Genomic DNA, 18,088 nt, shown 5'->3' with positions numbered 1-18,088 from the left:
ACTAGCGATGGCTAATTTATTTACACGTTTGAAGGATACGATTACGGCTGATTTGCATGATGCTTTGGACCAGAAAGAACAGAAGAATCCGATTGCGATGTTGAACCAATACTTACGCGAGAGTGAAAAGGAAACCGAAAAAGTTCGCAAGCTGGTTGAACGCCAATACCGATTAAAGGACGAGTTCTCACGTGAACAGCAAAGGGCTGAAGAAATGGTGGACAAGCGTAAGCACCAGGCGGAAGTAGCTCAAAAAGCTGGAGAAGAGACGATGTATGAATTCGCAGTTAAGGAACGTGAAGCCTATGAAGAGCGATCCAAACGGTTGAAGGGTTCTTATGAAGAAGCGGTCAAGCAGCTCGAAACACTTGAACAGAAATATGAAGAAATGAAGCACAAGTTAAAGGACATGCATGTGAAGCGGATGGAGCTGATGGGTCGTGAAAACATCGCCCGCGCTCATCACCGTATGAATCAAGTTTTGGAAGATACAGCGGACAAGCCGTATGCCAGGTTCTCCGAAATGGATCGTTATATTGAAGACTTAGAGTACAAAGTAAATAGTGCCTATTACCGTAATACGTTTGATAGTAAAGTTGCACAGCTTGAAAAAGATATGAAGAATACAGAGGACGTTACGGTACAGTAAGAATCATGGTATCATGAAAGGCGCAGGACACTGCGTCTTTTTGGTGCTATAAGTAGCATTAAAAGCCGGTCCCTCGGACGAAGGAGGTTACCTTTATGTTTAAGCATATGTCGACGAGTACCATTAACACCATTTTAATCATAGGGGTAATTCTCCTGTTTCTTGAGATCACCTTCTTTAACGGCGGTCTCATCTTTTCTGTGCTTTTCTCAGGATTGTTCCTCTATATCGGTTGGAAAAAGTATCGAAAAGTATGGGGGAAAATCCTATTCTGGATTGGATTAATCAGCCTAACCTTGACGATTTTAAACATGATAGCCGTTCGTTTTCTAATTATTGTCGTCATCGTTCTTTTCATACGTCATTACTTTCGAACAAAAAAAGAACCAGAGCGAATTCATTTAAACTTACAAGCGGATGATGTTCCTTTTGACGCGGGGACTGAACCGCTGGTGAAGCAAAAGTTATTCGGTGATCAAACGACAGCCAGAACGTCTTATAAATGGCGGGATATCAATGTCCATGGCGGGTTTGGTGATCGTGTTATTGATCTTAGTCATGCCGTTTTCCCTGAAGATGAGGCGGTCATTTCGATCCGCCATTTAGTTGGTAATGTGCAAATATATGTACCTTATGAATTTGAAGTAGCGGTACACCATAGTGCAATCCTTGGACGGGCTGCTATTTTTCAATATCGTAAAACGAAGTTATTTAATCAGATGGTATCCTACCGTACACCTGAGTACGTTACAACCAAGCCTCGAGTTAAAATTATTACCTCGATCGTTTCGGGAGACATCGAGGTGAAACGGATATGAATGGATGGCAGAAGCAAGTCCTGGCCGGCCTATTATCGTTTGTTCTCTTTGCACTGGTTATCTTGCTGTTTACCTTTTCGGCCTTCCCCCTAAAAGATTGGTCAGATCTATGGGCGAGGGAAGTGCTTGATTTACCTTATATTCTTCTTGCACTAGCGTTGTCAGTCACTGGCGGATTAGGCATTGGAATTACCCAGGGCTATGCTTTAAAGAGGAAGTTTCAATATGTAGAGCATCAACTTGATGAAATCGGCAAGGGAAATCCTGTTTTGTACGATGATGTGGATCGAGGCGATCTTCAGAAGATAGAGGAAAAAATGAAGCAAATAGAAGCCCGATTTAAGAAACAGACAGAAACAGCGCAGCGATTAGCTTCTGAACGTGCTAAAGAGCGGGAGAAAAGTCTCCAGGAAGTTGTCCATCAGGAAAGGAACCGTTTAGCGCGTGAGCTTCATGATTCTGTGAGTCAGCAATTATTTGCGGCGTCCATGATGATGTCAGCGATCAATGAAAATAAGTCAACAGATACTGAACCTCGAGACAGACAGATGGCTATGGTGGAGAAAATGATTCATCAGTCACAGCTTGAGATGAGGGCATTGCTTCTCCATTTGCGACCAGTCGCCCTCAAGGATAAATCACTGTCTGAAGGGTGTAACGAGCTCTTACATGAATTGACACAGAAAGTGCCTATGAACATTGAATGGACCGTTGAGCCGTTGTCGCTTGAAAAAGGAATCGAGGACCAGCTATTTCGGATATTGCAAGAAGCTGTCTCCAACACACTGCGGCATGCTAAAGCCAATACGCTGACAGTAATGCTGATTGAAAGAGATGATCATATTATCTTAAGAATAGTGGATGATGGCATTGGATTTGATGTAGAAGAGGCTAAAACAAGCTCTTATGGGCTGCAAAATATGCAGGAGCGAGCCTTGGAAGTCGGTGGTACGTTAAAGGTTGTCAGCTTATCCGAACAAGGAACAAGACTTGAAGTGAAAGTACCTCATTTTGTAAAAGGGGGAGAGCCATCTTGATTACTGTATTATTCGCTGATGATCATGAAATGGTCCGTATCGGTGTTTCCGCTTATTTATCAGCGCAATCAGATATCGAGGTAGTCGCTGAAGCAAATGATGGAAAAGAGGCCGTCGATCTGGCTTTAGCACAACGCCCGGACATTATTTTGATGGATCTTGTTATGGAAGAAATGGACGGGATCGAAGCAACGAAACAAATTATTCATCAATGGCCGGAAGCTAAAATTATTATCGTCACGAGTTTTCTTGATGATGAAAAAGTTTATCCTGCTCTTGAGGCTGGAGCTACGAGTTATATGTTGAAAACGTCTAAGGCAGGTGAAATTGCTGATGCCATTCGGGCAACATATGGCGGGCAGTCAATTCTCGAGCCAGAGGTTACCGGTAAGATTATGACAAAAATGCGGACGCCCCAGACTACAGACCTTCATGAACAGCTGACATCCAGGGAAATGGAAATCCTGCTGCTCATGACCGAAGGAAAAACGAACCAGGAAATTTCTGAGCAGCTGTTTATCGCTTTAAAAACAGTCAAGGTCCATGTTAGTAACATTTTAGGTAAGCTTGGGGTACAGGACCGTACTCAGGCGGTCATTTATGCTTTTAAACATGACCTTGCAGAGTAATAGCCTCACCGGCAGGTGGGGCTATTACCTTAACATTACATAAAGTAAGGCCAGCAATAAAAAAAGACAAAATATGGTGAATTTGATGTAGGCGTTTCTCATGAGATTCCCTCCTCATGATGTTTTCTCTTATATTATGTTTAAGGTATTCATTCATTGCCTGATACATGAGTCCATTTCATAATGGTTCTTTTACAAAAATAAGATTGCCAGACACTTTCTATTCGTGTTGCTCCACAATTTTGTTGAATCTGAGTAAGGTTCCGTATTCTTTATAGGCGAATGGGAGAAACGGAACCATCTTAATAAAATCGGGTTGTAAAATGCTGGGTAATAGTTGCTTCAACGGATATCCTCATCCACCAATGGTCATGGAGTCTACAGCGATGGAGTCGTTCCTTCCTCCTTTAAAAGAAAGGTGGGAGGGGATATGCGAGACTCCTGTGGGATTATAGTACAGGGTGAGGCCCCGCAGGCGAAGCCGAGGAGACTCACCGTACGCCCACGGAAAGCGAGCTATTTCCCCTCCCACCTTCTACTAATTTAGATGATGGAACGGCTGAATTTAATAATATTTATTTCAAAATTTCTACTTGCCTAGACTTGGGAGATGCTTCCTTTTTTACTTGCCAAACTCCTTGCCGTGCAATATATGAGAATTACTCATTCACATGAAGAAATTGAGCCTGTTTTTTTACAAGAAATTGGGGAATAACAAAAAAGACGAGGTGATAGAAATGACGTGGAATAACTCATTAGCTAACATACTGAATTGGTCAGGAGAAATCTCTAATCAATCGGACAAAATGCAGGTAGCGGAGCGGGTGGGTGATTTTGTGAAAGATGGAGACGTGATAGGAGTAGGATCCGGCTCTACAGCCTTTCTAGCATTACAAGCTATCGCTGAGCGGGTGAAAAAAGAGCGGATGAACGTTCGTGCAATTCCTACCTCTAAAGAAGCGGCTCTCAACTGTACAGTTCTCGGAATCCCTGTAACGACGTTAACTGCAGCGAGACCTGATTGGGGATTTGATGGGGCAGATGAAGTCGATGGCATGAAAAGGCTGATTAAAGGACGCGGCGGAGCATTGTTCGCTGAGAAGCTTGTGATGGCTAGCGCCCAAAAAACGTTCATTCTCGTAGATGAAAGTAAGTTTGTATCGGAGCTCGGGGCTGCTTTTGCTGTGCCTATTGAAGTAGATCCCAGGGCAATCCATTTAGTGGAAACGAAACTGTACGATGCTTTAAGTCCTGAATCTGTAAATTTGAGGATGGCAGTGTCAAAGGATGGGCCTGTTATAACAGAAGCAGGAAACGTGTTGTTAGATGTTAAGTTTGAAGAAATCACCTCAACAATGGAACAAGAGATCAGCGCTCTCCCCGGGGTGATTGAATCTGGTCTGTTTCTGGATTATCCCGTCGAAATTTTGTCCACTTAAATCATTTCTGATGATAAAATTAAGGAAGACGCATGATTAAGCCCAAAATTACAATATTTATTGGTAAGTTTACATACTTTTTCTATAATAGTAGTATATCCTTCAATTCTAAAAGGGGAAATCATTATGGGACTGCCAGAAAGTATGACTTACAAGAACGATCGCTACCCGTACATTATTCTTACTCCTATTGGAAACATGAACAAACAAATACGCTCGATCGGTCATAAGTTCGAACGAGGATTGTTATCGCGAATTAATGAAGTGATCGCTGATCAGGTAAAGTATAGAGATTTACCATTAGATCGGCTGCAGCGTTATTTATCAGTTGAGGGGAACACCGTTTTACCTGTCTCTTTTATTAAAGATGATACGTTAAACCCTTATCTAATTAGACCGGAATTATTTCTTTGGACTGAACTTTCCAGAAAGGCTGGTCTGCCTTTCGATAAGCGGTTTCTTTACGACACAGATGTTACGCAATTATCATCGGAAAAATTGGAACAACACTTAATTCAAGTTCTTAATGACCATCTGTTTGTAGCTGAAATAGCAGAGTATTCACGAAACTATTGGTTAGAAAAAATAGCTGCAAGCTTTGATAAGCATCCGCTCGTTCAATTGACTCAGAGCAAGCGTGACGTCATAGAAGCTGTCGAGCAAATGAATCAATCCGCATTACTTTCCCAACTCAAATATCCGGAAGATGTAGCCAGATGGCGAGACCGTGTTACTATTGTGATGAGACCATTTCGAACTTTTCCAAAGCAATGGTTTACAGGACGTATGGAGATGTGCAGCCATGATAAGCAATTGCAGTTCTATTCCATTGAAAGGACTGTCGGCTGTAGATGTGATTACTGTGACTATACAGTTTACTATCATCTTGACAGTGATCAGGTCTCGTTACAGGAAGAATATCATGTGGAGCGTGCCCACAAGCGAATCGAAACCATCGAGCGCCAATTTAATGAAATTGCATTACAAAACAAAGGTCTCACTCGTCAAATTCAAGAGTTGATCAACATGAAAGGGAAACTTCGTCCTGTGCAGCATACTTTAGATGCGGCACTATCTGTAGCCAGACAAATTGAAAGATATCAGGAGGATTCAGCCGTCGTTGATGCGTATCCTCTGCTTGAAATGCATCATAAGCTCTCCAGCTCAGCACTTCCTCAAAGGGGATCGGAGTCACTTTTACTATGGCTCTCAAGGGTAGAACTAAGTGATGTGAGCCTGTTCAAACGACTGTTTGCCTGGCGGAGTCATATCGATGATCAGGTGAATGCAAAGGCTGTGGCTCTGCTTCATCAGCTGCAGGTCCAGCTTGATGAAGCGGAATACACGGAGGAAGACGTTATTATTACGATCAAAGGACGTGAATTAAACTATTCAGATGTTCAGCAAGTTCTTGATCTGGTTCACTATTATGGAACAGAACATCCTGCTCATACACTCGTGCAAGTGCTTGCGGGTAAATCTACAAACAAGCTGCGGCGCCTCAAGCTTCACGAAACCCGCTGGTTTGGCCTGTTGAATAAGTGGCCGCCAAAACATATCCAGCGGTTGTTCAGTCAATTAGAGAAGCAAGGGTGGCTGATGAAACAACGAAAAGGCTACTCAATCAGTGATTTTGCTGAAGAAGTCATGTGATTTAATGTGGGCTGCTTAGTAAAGCCCACTTACATACAACCTTAAATAAGGAGGAAGATTCACTTGAAATCCATTTATCATCAAGCGTTAGGAGAAAAGTTCGATCAACTGCACCCTGAATTGCAAAAGAAATTTGGTTTAACGAGTGATCAAAAATTAATGGTCCTTGGTCAAGGGCGTATGACAGAAATCCGGGGGACTCCTCTTTTTCTTCGTCCTTTTTTAAACATCGGATCAAAAGATCATCTCATTTTTGCTGAGCGAGGGAAAGAGGTCCCTTTTACCATGGAAAACTATGCTTATGTGGATGAGCGGGGTCGTGAATCAATTAGTTACATTCGTCGCTTTTTCTTCCCGTATGCTATTCGCGGCTTTGATGCCGTGATGTCTTACGACAATGAAAAGCAGTCATTAGTAGATGATCTAGGAAAGTCTGGATGCTTATCGACAAAGATGGAGCTTGATGTTACCAGCGAAGGTGGATTACTTATGCATTCCCGGGAAATGAGCGTAGCAGGAAAATTCTCGTTCAATGGTCCGAGGACATCCTTGTATGAGCATTATGATGAAAAGCAGAGAGCATTTCAGGTTCACGTACATGTGGATCACCCTTTATTAGGCACTTTACTCATGTACGAAGGAATAGTTCATACGGAGTTTTTACCCATTACAGTCAATCATATTCCAGATCGAGGGATTTTAACATAGGGGGGATTAAGGTGAACGGTGATTCGAAATCGAACGAAAATGTACATACAGATTTTAAAGAGCGCATGACTTATGGTGAGTATTTAAACTTAGATCGGCTACTTTCTTCCCAAAATCGACTTTCTGAACATCATGATGAAATGCTGTTCATAGTCATACATCAGGTGAGTGAATTATGGATGAAGCAAATCTTACATGAGTTGAGAGCGGCCATTGATCTGATTAGAGAGGGGGAGATCCAAGAAGCACTGAAGATGTTGTCAAGGGTATCTAAGATACAAACTCAAATTATCCATGCCTGGGATGTGCTCTCTACACTAACCCCTGCCGAGTATATCCAGTTTCGGGATGATTTAGGGCAGGCATCTGGTTTCCAGTCTTATCAATACCGTATGGTTGAATTTGCATTAGGATATAAAACACCACACGTATTAAAGATTTATGAAAAGGATCCTGAACTCCATAAAGAACTAAAAAGTGCTTATGAAGCTCCAGGTATATATGATGCAGCTATTGAAAGACTGGTTGAAGCTGGATTCAAAATTAATCCTGATCTCATAAATCGGGACTATACAACCATTTATCAGTCTGATGCTACTGTGGAAAAAGCTTGGGAAAAAGTGTACAAGGATGTCGAAACGTACTGGGATCTTTATCAGTTGGCAGAAAAATTAGTGGATATTGAAGATTGGTTCCAGCAGTGGCGTTTCAGGCATATGAAGACAGTTGAGCGAATTATTGGCCACAAAACAGGAACTGGAGGCTCCTCTGGTGTAGGGTATTTAAAGAAAGTATTGGACCACCGTTTCTTTCCAGAACTATGGGATATTCGAACGACCCTCTAAATTAACAGAAAAGCCGGAACATAACAAAGATATTATTTTATTATTACATTTATGTTACACTAAGGTGTGAGTTTATTACGGTGAAGAGGGAAGGTTATGAGACGACTAAATATTTATGTAGCACTCCTTAGTCTATTGTTGATTTTGACGGCTTGTTCTATTTTTATAGCAGATGCAAATGAAGGTTCGCTTAAGGTGACTTCAGATCCTGCGAGCCACTATGATGTATCTATGAAAAGTGATATAGAAGAATTCGAAAAATATCATATCACTATTCATTATCCGCAGACTCCTAATGACCAAATCGATCAAGTGATCATAGATTACGTGAATCAGAAGAAGGATGTTTTCAAAAAGAGAAGTTATAAAGTAGTTCTTAACAGTGAAGAGCAATCGGTACATGAATTGCATATTGATTATGATATCGTGTATCAGGATGAAAAGGTATTTGTCGTTGAGTTTATTGAAACGACAGACATCGGCCAGAAGCAGGCTGATGTAAGCCGTACGGTTATGAATTTTGATAAATCAAGCGGCAAGAGACTTGACTTGAAGAACCTATTTAAAAAAGGTACAAATTATAAAAAAGCATTGCTTCAGGAAACTAAAGAAAAGCTTGGCAAGCAAAGCGAGACAGACTCGTCTATCAGCTTTGAAAATATAGCACTATCAGGAGATTCTCTTCTTGTGTACTTAACGGGAGAAGAACAGAAGAGATGGAACACAAGCACTTCGAAAGTGTCTATAGATAAGCAAGTGTTGAAAGACATTTTAGTGCCTGAATACGCCCAAGTAGTTGTACAAACTCAAGAAGAGAATAAGGCTGAAGCTTCTTTTCCTAAGATTGAAAAATCGGATCAATCACCTGAACGTGTGGAAGGAAAGAAAGTAGCACTCACCTTTGACAATGGTCCTCATCCAAAAAGAACACCTCTTATTTTAGACGTTTTAGAGAAGTATGACGCAAATGCAACCTTTTTCATGATTGGAAAACGGGTCAAACACTTCCCTGAAACGGCTAGAGAAGTAGTGAAACAGGGGCATATGGTAGGTAACCACACATGGACTCATCCAGGGTTTGAACGTCTTTCTGATAGCCAGCAGAAAGCCCAGTTGGATAAGACCCGGGATTTGATTCAGGAGGTCATGGGTGTGAATACAAATCTTGTGCGTTTGCCGTTTGAAGGAAAGCTTCCAGAAGCTTTTAGAGATCGGTATGAGGTGGTACCATGGACTATTAATACTACCGAAGACTGGAACTTAACGAACGCTTCAGAAATTGCCAATGCAGTAATTTCCAATGTGGAGGATGGATCCATAATTGTGTTAAGCAGTCTTCATTCTGTTACACCAGAAGCATTAGACATTATTCTTGATGAGTTAACGGCGCAAGGGTATAGTTTTGTACCGGTAAGTACTTTACAAAAATAACAAAAAAGAGCCATAGACGAAACTCCGTCTATGGCTCTTTTTTTATTATACATGCTGTTTGACTGGGTAAGACTGTAAAATATAAAGAAAGTCTTCTACCATTGCGCTCGCTGTCGGTAATTGACCCGCACCTGCCCCTCTGAGCGTCAAAGGACCGACCAAATCCCCAATAAGGTGAATGGCATTATCTACACCATCTATCGGATAAAGTCCGTGCGAAGGCGGCAGCACTTGCGGTTTTACACTGGCGTTAAGTTCACCATTTATCTCCTCAATTGAAGCAATGTGGCGAATTTTACTTCCCTGTTGTTGGGCTTCAATGAATTGATCTGCTGTTATCTGATCAATCCCTTCACAAGGAACTGTCTCCCAGCTTGGCTGTTTGTGATAGATAAGCTGACTCAAGATCATCAATTTGTAGAAAGCATCATACCCCTTAATGTCATTTGTCGGATCAGCTTCGGCAAACCCTCGTTTCTGAGCTTCCTCTAACGCATCCTGAAAGCTCTTTCCTTCACTCTGAATGGATGAGAGGATATAGTTACTCGTACCATTTAAAATTGCTTCAACTTTGGTGATAGAATTTACCTGCAGAAGTCTAGTGATAGTCCCGAGTATAGGCGTTCCGGCCGCTGTCGTCGCTTCATAGCCAATTCCTACACGTTCCCCAGCTTGTGTCAATAAATGGTTTCCATGATTGGCAAACATCACTTTGTTCGCTGTAATGATATGAATGTGCTGATCGATAGCTTTTGTTAGATATGAAAAACCTGGCTCTTCACCGACGATAGCTTCAAAGATCACATCGGGCTGCAGTGCAAGAATCTGCTCGTATTGATCAGTAACGAAAACAGAATGGGGAAGTTCGCGTTCTTTCGATAAATTTTCTACAAGGATGCCGCTTAGTTCGATAGGGGCTCCTGCTAATTTGGCTAAATGATCCCGTTTCGTTTGCAGGATTTGATACACTCCCTGTCCGACTGTTCCGAATCCTAATATGGCTGCTTTAATAGTCAAATTCTGTCCCCTCCTCGTTCAATTTCTCACTTATCCATGTTCCCCATTCTCCAAATTCCACAAGAAATCCATCATGTCCATAGTCTGTTTTAACATGATAATGTTGCCCATTTGGCGCATGATGGGAGAATGGTTGAATCAGTTCTTTTGGATAGAGAAGGTCGTGCTCAAAGCTTACTGTAAAAAGGGCCGGTTTAAACGATCCGGCTGTATCCTGTAAGCTGCCGCGTCCTTTCCTGATGTCGTGATTGTTCATAGCTTCTAACAAATACAGGTAGCTGTTGGCATCAAAACGATCTTTTATTTTTTCCCCTTGATAATTCAAATAGGATTGGATGGAATAAAGAGCATCCTCTTGTTCTCTCGCGAATCTTTTTTGGAATAGGGGGGCGCTTCTATAGGTAACCATGCCGGCCATACGGGCAATTTCAAAGCCTTGAAGTGTATCGTTAGATGAATAATATCCCTCCATAAAGGCTGGATCGTCCTTTATGGCTCTTGCCCCAATATGGTTAAAGGCGATTCCATAATCACTTAAATAAGGCGTTGCAGCTAATACGAAGAGCTGTTTCATAAAGTCAGGGTAGAGCAAGCCCCATTCGAGTGTCTGCATTCCTCCGAGAGAGCCGCCTGCCACGGCATGGAGCTCGTAAATCCCTAACTGTTTTAATGCTCTATATTGGGCGTGAACCATATCACGAATCGTTACTTCAGGAAAATCAAGACGATAAATGTCACCAGTTTCAGGATTTATACTTGCTGGTCCGGTCGAACCGTGACAACCTCCCAGCACATTAAACGTGATGACTTGATACTGGGTAGTATCAATTGGGCATTCCTCTCCAACCAATCCTGCCCACCATCCGGGACTTTCACCAGAACCGACAGCGTACTGGTTTCCGGTTAAGGCGTGACAAAGCAGAATTACCGGTGCACCTTTAGGACCGGAGTGTTCATATGCTAGTTCAATCTGGGGAAGTGTCTCACCAGATTCAAATGTGAAGTCTTCGATTGAAATCTTTGCAACAGTCTGTTTCTGTTCGACAGGGTTTTGCAATGACATGCATCATCCCTCCTTATTGTAAAATTCCATATAAAAACCCTCTTCTTTAATAAGAAGAGGGTGTATGTATATGTTCCTCCTCTTATCTGTCAGATCTATCCTTCGATCTGTAGGAATTAGCACCTTTTCAAGCCGAATGCTTGAAGGTTGCCGGGCGTCACAGGGCCTAGTCCCTCTGCCACTCTCGATAAGAGATATTAAGTTGTTTTACTTTAAGAATCTCAAGTATATAAGCCACATCAGCTGCAGCCATCCTGGAATGCTTTTTTTAAAATGTATGTTTCGAATTATAAAAGCAGAAGTGACTATTGTCAAACTATTTTTGCAAAGAGGATATGTTTAACGGGAAACTATGCCGGGAAAAGATCTAATAGAACATTGATGAGAGGAGAGATTATGGTGAAGGAATATAGTGTTGTACCGAATAAAGATGTGACAGGCTGGTTCGTGAAAATAGAGGACGTAGCTCCGACTGACTTATATGATGAACGTGATACAGCTGTAGAAAAAGCAACGGAGATGGCCGAGAATAATAAGCCAAGTCGTCTGCAGGTGATGGATCAAGATCACAACGTAGAAAATGAATGGAATTTCAAGTAAGGAGAGGCTCCCTTTAGCGGGAGTCTTTTTACGTTGAAAACACGAACTATGTAATTACGTAGCTTTATAGGCAAATAACAGAAACGAGGTGCAATAAACGGGTGTTTTATGAGATTTACTCTGGGCAATCTCAATAACTAGCTGTTTTCGTAAAAAAACGTTACGCTAGAAGAAATAGAGTGAGAATGAGGTGCTTGGGTTATGGAACAACGTGTGGATATTGTGATCGTAGGAGCAAGGGTCGCTGGTGCGAGTCTTGCCATTTTACTTGGGCAAATGGGGAAAAGAGTTCTTCTGATTGATAAGGCCTCCTTTCCAAGTGATACGTTATCTACACACCATTTATCCCATATGCATTATTTAGATAAGCTCGGTGTACAGGAAGATGTGGAATCAACCGGATTGCGAAAGATTAATAGAATGCGTACATACATTGGTGATAGCTTTGTAGAAGGGCCAAGGGATAACTATACGATCATACCTAAACGGAGTCATTTAGATGACGTCCTGCTGTCGAAAGCGTGCAGTAATGAAGGAGTTGAGCTGCTGGAAAATTGTACAGTCAAGGGTGTAATAAGGAATAATCAGCGTGTGATTGGTGTGGAAACCGTGAATAAAACAGGGCAGACAATGCGGATTCACGCTTCGCTCGTAGTAGGAGCAGATGGCAGACATTCGTATATGGCTGAATGTGTTCAAGCAGAAAAATACGGATTTCACTCTCCCCTGCGGCCGGTGTTTTACGGCTATTATCATGGAATTAAACCATTAACGGAACCTACTACAGAAATTTTCCTTAATGAAGGGAGAATCGGGTTTCTCTTTCCGATGGAGCCAGGGATTGACTGCTTAGGGCTGGAAGTTCATTCAGATGAATTTAAAGAAATTGTAAAAAATCCTCATAGATTTGAAGAGATTTATCAATCATTCTATGGGATGGAGAAGCGGTTACGGAACGCTTCACTACAAGGGAAAATTACTGGCACGCCAGGGGTGCCGAATTTCTTCAGAGAACCAGCTGGAGAAGGTTGGGCTTTGATTGGAGATGCCGCCCATAGTAAAGACCCAAGTACTGGTCTTGGAATCAACGATGCGTTCATGCAGTCCTTCTTATTGGCTGAGGCGATAGAGAGACAGGACTCCGGGGAATCTTGGGAGCATCTTATGGCTGAATTCAAGCAGAAGCGGGATGAACAATTGCAGCCAGGCTATCGATTAACCCTCGATTACATTCAATCTATGAGACCATGGTCACGAAATGAGCAGGCTCTCTTTCAGGCTATGGCAGCTAATCCGATGGTATGGAATAAAATCGTTCCACATCTTCCTGCTTTATTACAGGAACACTCGACGGCTATTCCCGAGCTTTATGGTTCGATCGAATGGGAGGCTAAGAACTTTGGCCTTAGGGAGGAATGAAAGTTCTCTTATCGAATAAGTAATGAGAGGTGATCTTAATGACTTGGACAAAAGAAACGGCCTTTGAAAAGCTGCAAAGCATTTATACAGATAAGGTAATGCAGGAAGAGAAGCGCCGAATTTTTCAACAAGTGTATCGGCATTTGCACGAACATTTGGATGATCTTGCTGTGGGTTCAGGCTTAAAGCAAGAAGCAGAAAAACAGTTGAAGTTTTTTAAAGAGTACACGTTCATGCCTGGCGATAACTTATTTCAGTCAATGCGTTATGTGTTTCTGTTGGCACGAGGCGAACGCGAAATAGATCCACAAACGACAGAGCAGCATATCAACAGGATTTACCGTGCACTATTTCAGCCTGCTGGTTTAAAGAACCCTTACATCCCTGACTCTTTTTGGTCAACAACACTGGGTGTCGCATGCCTTGTCGCGCAAAAAGGTGTGGAATCCGTATATCCTATACTTGATGAAATCACTGAAGCCGAGCAAATGGAAGGGGAGAACAACCACGAACCAAAATGATGCCTGGTCGTGGTTGTTATACATGAAAATAGGAACGAATTTGCCCGACTATTTGCTGGAATTCACCTTCTTCTTCAAGATTGGTCAGCATACCTTTAATCACAGCGGAACGAGGCTCTGCTCTGTTAAGCTCTTCTAGCAGTACGGCTATAGTGTCTTGAATGTCTTGCGGGGCAGCTGCTTGTTTCTCCTCTAATGCATCTCTCATCAGCTCTAACTGACTAGAATAATAGTTATCAGGAATGATTTGACTCATGAGTTCATCGGTAATGACTGGGTGGTCATTATTATGCTCGAACCCGTTAACAAGGGAATCCGCACGTTTTAGCATTTCCTCACAAAGCCGTCTAATATCAAATTTCACATTCTCAATAATAATTAAGTCAATATAAGTTTTAAATATCCCCTGTAAGATAAGAGTGAGTTCCCATGCGAAGTCCTTGATCCTATCCCCGTAGATATCAATCAGGTTCTTTTTGTAAAAATGGTAAGAATTAAACCTCATATGACGTAAAAATTCCTCAATATCTTGATTGAAAGGAATGGCCTGCTCTCGTATTTGCATAATAATAAATTCACGGTGGGCGATGATTTCTTCAAACGTAACAGAGAGTTTCTGAATAAATTTCTCACGCGGCTGTAAATCTTCTGCCTCAATTTCATCAATGTTAAGCTGTATTTTTCTAGAATAGTAATAAAAAACCTCTAATAACAGTGCATCCTTTGATTTGAAATGTAAATAAAAGGCTCCTTTTGAAATGCCGCACTCATTAGCGATTTCCTGTACAGATGTGGCGCTGAATCCTTTGTTGGCAATTAATTTAATAGCGTGTTCAATGATGAAAATGCTTTTATCTTCCATATTTTAATGACTCCTTAGGTTAATTCAAACAAGTTCCCCTCTTGACTTATGACCGTGTAGTCATTTATATTATAGTTTGTTGTGACTAACTGGTCAAATCAGGGGAGGAGTTTGTATGAAACAAATCATTAACTTTTCTATGAACAATAAATTTGCGATCTGGTTAATGACTATTATTATAACCATAGCAGGTTTATATTCAGGTTTAAATATGAAACTAGAAACGATTCCGGATATTGAACCACCTATTATTACGGTGTCTACTGTTTATCCGGGAGCTACACCAGAAGAGGTTGCTGAACAGATTTCAGAGCCCATTGAACAGCAAGTAAGCCAGTTAAGTGGAGTGAAGACGGTCAGTTCTACATCATATCAAAATGCTTCTTCTCTTCAATTGGAGTATTCCTTCGATAAAAATTTAGATGAAGCTGAGGATGAATTAAAAGATGCAGTTGCGAAGGTAGCACTGCCTGAGTCAGCCCAGGAACCTTCAGTCAGTCGGCTGAGTTTTAGCGCATTCCCTGTAGTCAGTTTAAGTGTCATCAATGAAGGTCAATCATTAGAAAAGATGACGACTACGGTAGAAGACCAAATTGTGCCGGCACTAGAAGGAATTGAAGGCGTAGCAGATGTTCAAGTCTCCGGTCAGCAGGTACAGGAGGTTCGAATTAATTATGACGAAGCTGCTCTAGAAGAGCGTGGAATGAATAGCGAGACAGTTACGCAATTAATCCAAGGTTCCGATGTTTCCTTCCCATTGGGCTTATACACGTTTGACGACACTCAAAAGTCTGTTGTCATCGATGGAGAATTAACGACGGTGGAAGACCTAAGAAACTTGGAAATCCCGGCGATCCCTTCATCCCAAGGGCAATCGGCAGCGCAGACGCCATCTCAGGGACAGTCATCTGCACAAGGCCCCCCAGCCGGGCAAACACAAGCTCAAGGTCAGTCCTCTGCAGTTGCGATGACAGCTGAGCAGGCAGCACAATCCGGTATCCCTACTGTGCCACTGGAAGAGCTTGCTGAAATCGAAGTTGTAGGGCAAGCTGAGTCCATTTCTCGCACCAATGGAGAAGATTCAATTTCGCTTCAAGTGATTAAATCGCAAGAGGCGAATACAGTTGATGTTGTAAATGCAGTTAAAGAGCAGACAAAGGAATTGAAAAGTGAACTCGACGGAACAGAGTTTGTCTATTCTTTTGACCAAGGTGAGCCGATTGAAGAATCAGTCAGCACGATGCTGAATAAAGCCTTGTTTGGCGGGTTATTTGCTGTAATCGTGATTCTTCTGTTTCTGCGAAATTTCAGGACGACACTCATCTCTGTCATATCGATCCCGCTTTCCTTGCTCATTGCCGTTCTAGCCCTTAAACAGATGGATATTACTTTAAATATCATGACATTGGGTGCAATGACTGTAGCGATTGGAAGGGTAGTGGACGATTCCATTGTCGTCGTTGAAAATATATACCGGCGTATGTCGCTTCCGGGGGAAAAACTCAGGGGCAAAGATTTAGTTCGGTCCGCCACACGAGAAATGTTTATGCCGATATTATCTTCAACGATTGTAACTATTGCTGTGTTTTTACCTTTAGGGTTAGTAGAAGGGACAGTAGGGCAAATCTTTTTACCGTTTGCCTTAACCGTTGTATTTGCGCTGCTGGCGTCACTGCTTGTGGCGGTCACAATTGTGCCAATGATGTCCCATTCTTTGTTAAAACCAGGTAAAATGAAAAAAGTTGATCATGATGATCAAGGCGGCCGACTAGCAAGAGCATATCGTTCTCTGCTGAACCGAACCCTTAATCACAAAGTTATTTCAACGATCATTGCCTTTGTTATTTTGGCAGGAAGTGTAGCGTTAGTACCGTTTGTAGGCGTCAGTTTCCTGCCGGCTCAGGAACAGAAAATGGTCATCGCCACTTATAATCCAGAACCAGGGCAAACATTGGAAGATGTCGAAAGCATCGCCATGGAAGCACAAGAGTATTTTGAAGGAAGAGATGGTACAGAAACTATCCAGTATTCGGTGGGTGGAGAAAATCCGATGAATCCTGGAGCATCGAATCAAGCTGTTTTCTTTGTAGAATACAATAGTGAGACAGAAAACTTCTCATCGGAAAGCCAAACAGTAATTGATGATTTACAGGGTGCGACTGAACAAGGTGAATGGTCTTCACAAGACTTCTCATCAACGGGATCAAGCAGTACACTCGAGCTCCTCGTATATGGAGATTCGATTGATGAAATTGAACCTGTAGTAAAAAATGTCCAGTCCATGTTATCTGAACAAGACAATTTGACTGGAATTGACTCCAGCTTATCTGAGTCGTATGAAGAGTACACGCTTGTGGCTAATCATGAAAAATTGAGCGAACTTGGGTTAACAGCAGCTCAGTTAGGTATGGAGTTGAACCAAAGTGGCGAGCAGCCAGTCGTTACCACCATTAAACAGGATGGCGAAAAACTGGATGTCTACGTAGAAGTAGAAAAGGAAAACTATGAAGACATCAGTGATATCACGGACCGTGAAATCCAATCACCTACGGGTCAATCTGTTGCCATTAGTGAAGTGGTAGAAGTGGAAGAAGGTACAACTGCTGATACCATTAGTCGGAAGAATGGCCAGGTGTATGCAAGCGTCAGCGCGAAAATCACCACTGACGATATTGGGTCGGTATCATCTGAAGTTCAAAGTGAAATTGACGAGCTTGATCTTCCGTCCGGCATGGAAGTGACGATGGGCGGAGTTACCGAGGATATTCAAGAGTCATTTACACAGCTCGGTTTAGCCATGCTTGCTGCAATTGCGATCGTCTACCTCGTACTCGTCATCTTCTTTGGCGGAGCCCTGGCACCATTGGCGATCCTGTTCTCCTTGCCATTTACGATTATTGGAGCAGTGGTAGGATTGCTTATCAGTGGGGAAACCATCAGCATTTCTGCGATGATCGGTGCTCTTATGCTCATCGGAATTGTCGTAACAAATGCCATTGTTTTAATTGACCGAGTTATTCATAAGGAAAAAGAAGGCTTTACAACAAGAGAGGCATTACTGGATGCCGGCATGACACGTCTGCGCCCTATTTTGATGACAGCACTGGCTACTATTGGTGCCTTGCTGCCTCTCGCGTTAGGACTTGAAGGTGGATCAATTATTAGTAAAGGACTGGGGATCACCGTAATCGGCGGGTTAACCAGCTCCACATTGTTGACACTTCTCATTGTACCGCTTGCGTATGAAGTATTAAGTAAGTTCCGTAAGAAAAAGACTAAAGCATAATGGTTATGAAAAACGCACCTCCCACTTTGTGGAGGTGCATTTTTATCGGCGCATAGAAGCAATAATCCAATAGGCTAAAAACAAACTCAGAACGAAGCGTCAGGTTTTCGA

The 18,088-nt window shown here is 42.2% G+C and carries 16 protein-coding genes and 1 riboswitch; of the genes, 13 read left to right on the top strand and 3 right to left on the bottom strand.

Annotation, left to right across the window (positions count from 1 at the left end):
- Window positions 1-7 precede the first annotated feature (7 nt).
- From G6R08_RS08455 to G6R08_RS08415, 9 genes are all read left to right on the top strand, one after another.
- Entirely contained in the window at window positions 8-649 is a 642-nt protein-coding gene (locus tag G6R08_RS08455; protein ID WP_163527579.1) for a PspA/IM30 family protein, read from the top strand.
- A 95-nt stretch (window positions 650-744) separates the two neighbouring features.
- Window positions 745-1,467, top strand: a complete 723-nt coding sequence (liaF, locus tag G6R08_RS08450; protein WP_163527578.1) for a cell wall-active antibiotics response protein LiaF — start codon at window positions 745-747, stop codon at window positions 1,465-1,467.
- Window positions 1,464-2,504 carry a sensor histidine kinase gene (locus tag G6R08_RS08445; protein ID WP_163527577.1) on the top strand — a complete coding sequence of 347 codons (1,041 nt, stop codon included), beginning with the start codon at window positions 1,464-1,466 and terminating at the stop codon, window positions 2,502-2,504. The genes liaF and G6R08_RS08445 overlap by 4 nt, the downstream gene beginning before the upstream one ends.
- Complete coding sequence (locus G6R08_RS08440; protein WP_163527576.1) at window positions 2,501-3,133, top strand: response regulator transcription factor; 633 nt, start codon at window positions 2,501-2,503, stop codon at window positions 3,131-3,133. Before G6R08_RS08445 ends, G6R08_RS08440 begins: the two co-directional genes overlap by 4 nt.
- A gap of 737 nt (window positions 3,134-3,870) precedes the next feature.
- Window positions 3,871-4,572 (top strand): ribose 5-phosphate isomerase A, encoded by a 702-nt coding sequence (rpiA, locus tag G6R08_RS08435; RefSeq protein WP_163527575.1) that lies wholly within the window; start codon window positions 3,871-3,873, stop codon window positions 4,570-4,572.
- Between the two features lie 126 nt (window positions 4,573-4,698).
- Window positions 4,699-6,225, top strand: coding sequence for an RQC-minor-2 family DNA-binding protein (locus tag G6R08_RS08430; RefSeq protein ID WP_163527574.1), 1,527 nt, complete (start codon window positions 4,699-4,701; stop codon window positions 6,223-6,225).
- A gap of 63 nt (window positions 6,226-6,288) precedes the next feature.
- Window positions 6,289-6,933 carry a DUF4166 domain-containing protein gene (locus G6R08_RS08425; RefSeq protein ID WP_163527573.1) on the top strand — a complete coding sequence of 215 codons (645 nt, stop codon included), beginning with the start codon at window positions 6,289-6,291 and terminating at the stop codon, window positions 6,931-6,933.
- 11 nt (window positions 6,934-6,944) lie between these two features.
- Complete coding sequence (gene kynA / locus G6R08_RS08420) at window positions 6,945-7,778, top strand: tryptophan 2,3-dioxygenase (RefSeq protein WP_275897929.1); 834 nt, start codon at window positions 6,945-6,947, stop codon at window positions 7,776-7,778.
- A 96-nt stretch (window positions 7,779-7,874) separates the two neighbouring features.
- Window positions 7,875-9,209 (top strand): polysaccharide deacetylase family protein, encoded by a 1,335-nt coding sequence (locus tag G6R08_RS08415; RefSeq protein ID WP_163527572.1) that lies wholly within the window; start codon window positions 7,875-7,877, stop codon window positions 9,207-9,209.
- Window positions 9,210-9,254: 45 nt separating this feature from the next.
- Here the strand turns inward: G6R08_RS08415 and G6R08_RS08410 are convergent, their stop codons facing one another.
- Both G6R08_RS08410 and metX read right to left on the bottom strand, forming a co-directional pair.
- Window positions 9,255-10,226: a homoserine dehydrogenase gene (locus tag G6R08_RS08410; RefSeq protein ID WP_163527571.1), complete on the bottom strand. Its 972-nt coding sequence runs from the start codon at window positions 10,224-10,226 to the stop codon at window positions 9,255-9,257.
- Window positions 10,216-11,289 carry a homoserine O-acetyltransferase MetX gene (gene metX, locus G6R08_RS08405; protein WP_163527570.1) on the bottom strand — a complete coding sequence of 358 codons (1,074 nt, stop codon included), beginning with the start codon at window positions 11,287-11,289 and terminating at the stop codon, window positions 10,216-10,218. The genes G6R08_RS08410 and metX overlap by 11 nt, the downstream gene beginning before the upstream one ends.
- A gap of 79 nt (window positions 11,290-11,368) precedes the next feature.
- A riboswitch (SAM riboswitch) is annotated at window positions 11,369-11,483 on the bottom strand.
- 202 nt (window positions 11,484-11,685) lie between these two features.
- Here metX and G6R08_RS08400 point away from each other — a divergent pair.
- The 3 genes from G6R08_RS08400 (at window position 11,686) to G6R08_RS08390 (ending at window position 13,829) form a co-directional block, all read left to right on the top strand.
- Complete coding sequence (locus G6R08_RS08400) at window positions 11,686-11,889, top strand: DUF2188 domain-containing protein (protein ID WP_176142486.1); 204 nt, start codon at window positions 11,686-11,688, stop codon at window positions 11,887-11,889.
- 201 nt (window positions 11,890-12,090) lie between these two features.
- The gene (locus tag G6R08_RS08395) at window positions 12,091-13,308 is read left to right on the top strand and encodes an NAD(P)/FAD-dependent oxidoreductase (RefSeq protein ID WP_163527569.1); all 1,218 of its coding nucleotides are present in this window, start codon (window positions 12,091-12,093) and stop codon (window positions 13,306-13,308) included.
- Window positions 13,309-13,346: 38 nt separating this feature from the next.
- On the top strand, window positions 13,347-13,829 hold the full coding sequence (locus tag G6R08_RS08390; RefSeq protein ID WP_163527568.1) for a hypothetical protein: 483 nt from the start codon (window positions 13,347-13,349) through the stop codon (window positions 13,827-13,829).
- Window positions 13,830-13,845: 16 nt separating this feature from the next.
- Here G6R08_RS08390 and G6R08_RS08385 read toward each other — a convergent pair whose 3' ends face one another.
- Window positions 13,846-14,691, bottom strand: coding sequence for a TetR/AcrR family transcriptional regulator (locus tag G6R08_RS08385; RefSeq protein ID WP_163527567.1), 846 nt, complete (start codon window positions 14,689-14,691; stop codon window positions 13,846-13,848).
- Window positions 14,692-14,806: 115 nt separating this feature from the next.
- On the opposite strand from G6R08_RS08385, the gene G6R08_RS08380 reads away from it, so the two are divergent.
- On the top strand, window positions 14,807-17,977 hold the full coding sequence (locus G6R08_RS08380; RefSeq protein WP_163527566.1) for an efflux RND transporter permease subunit: 3,171 nt from the start codon (window positions 14,807-14,809) through the stop codon (window positions 17,975-17,977).
- Window positions 17,978-18,088: the final 111 nt, after the last annotated feature.

The organism is Halobacillus ihumii (genome assembly GCF_902726645.1).
Classification (GTDB): Bacteria; Bacillota; Bacilli; order Bacillales; family Halobacillaceae; genus Halobacillus_A; species Halobacillus_A ihumii.
The sequence above is the reverse complement of the archived record's forward strand: the minus strand, read 5'-3'. Positions and strand labels throughout refer to the sequence as shown.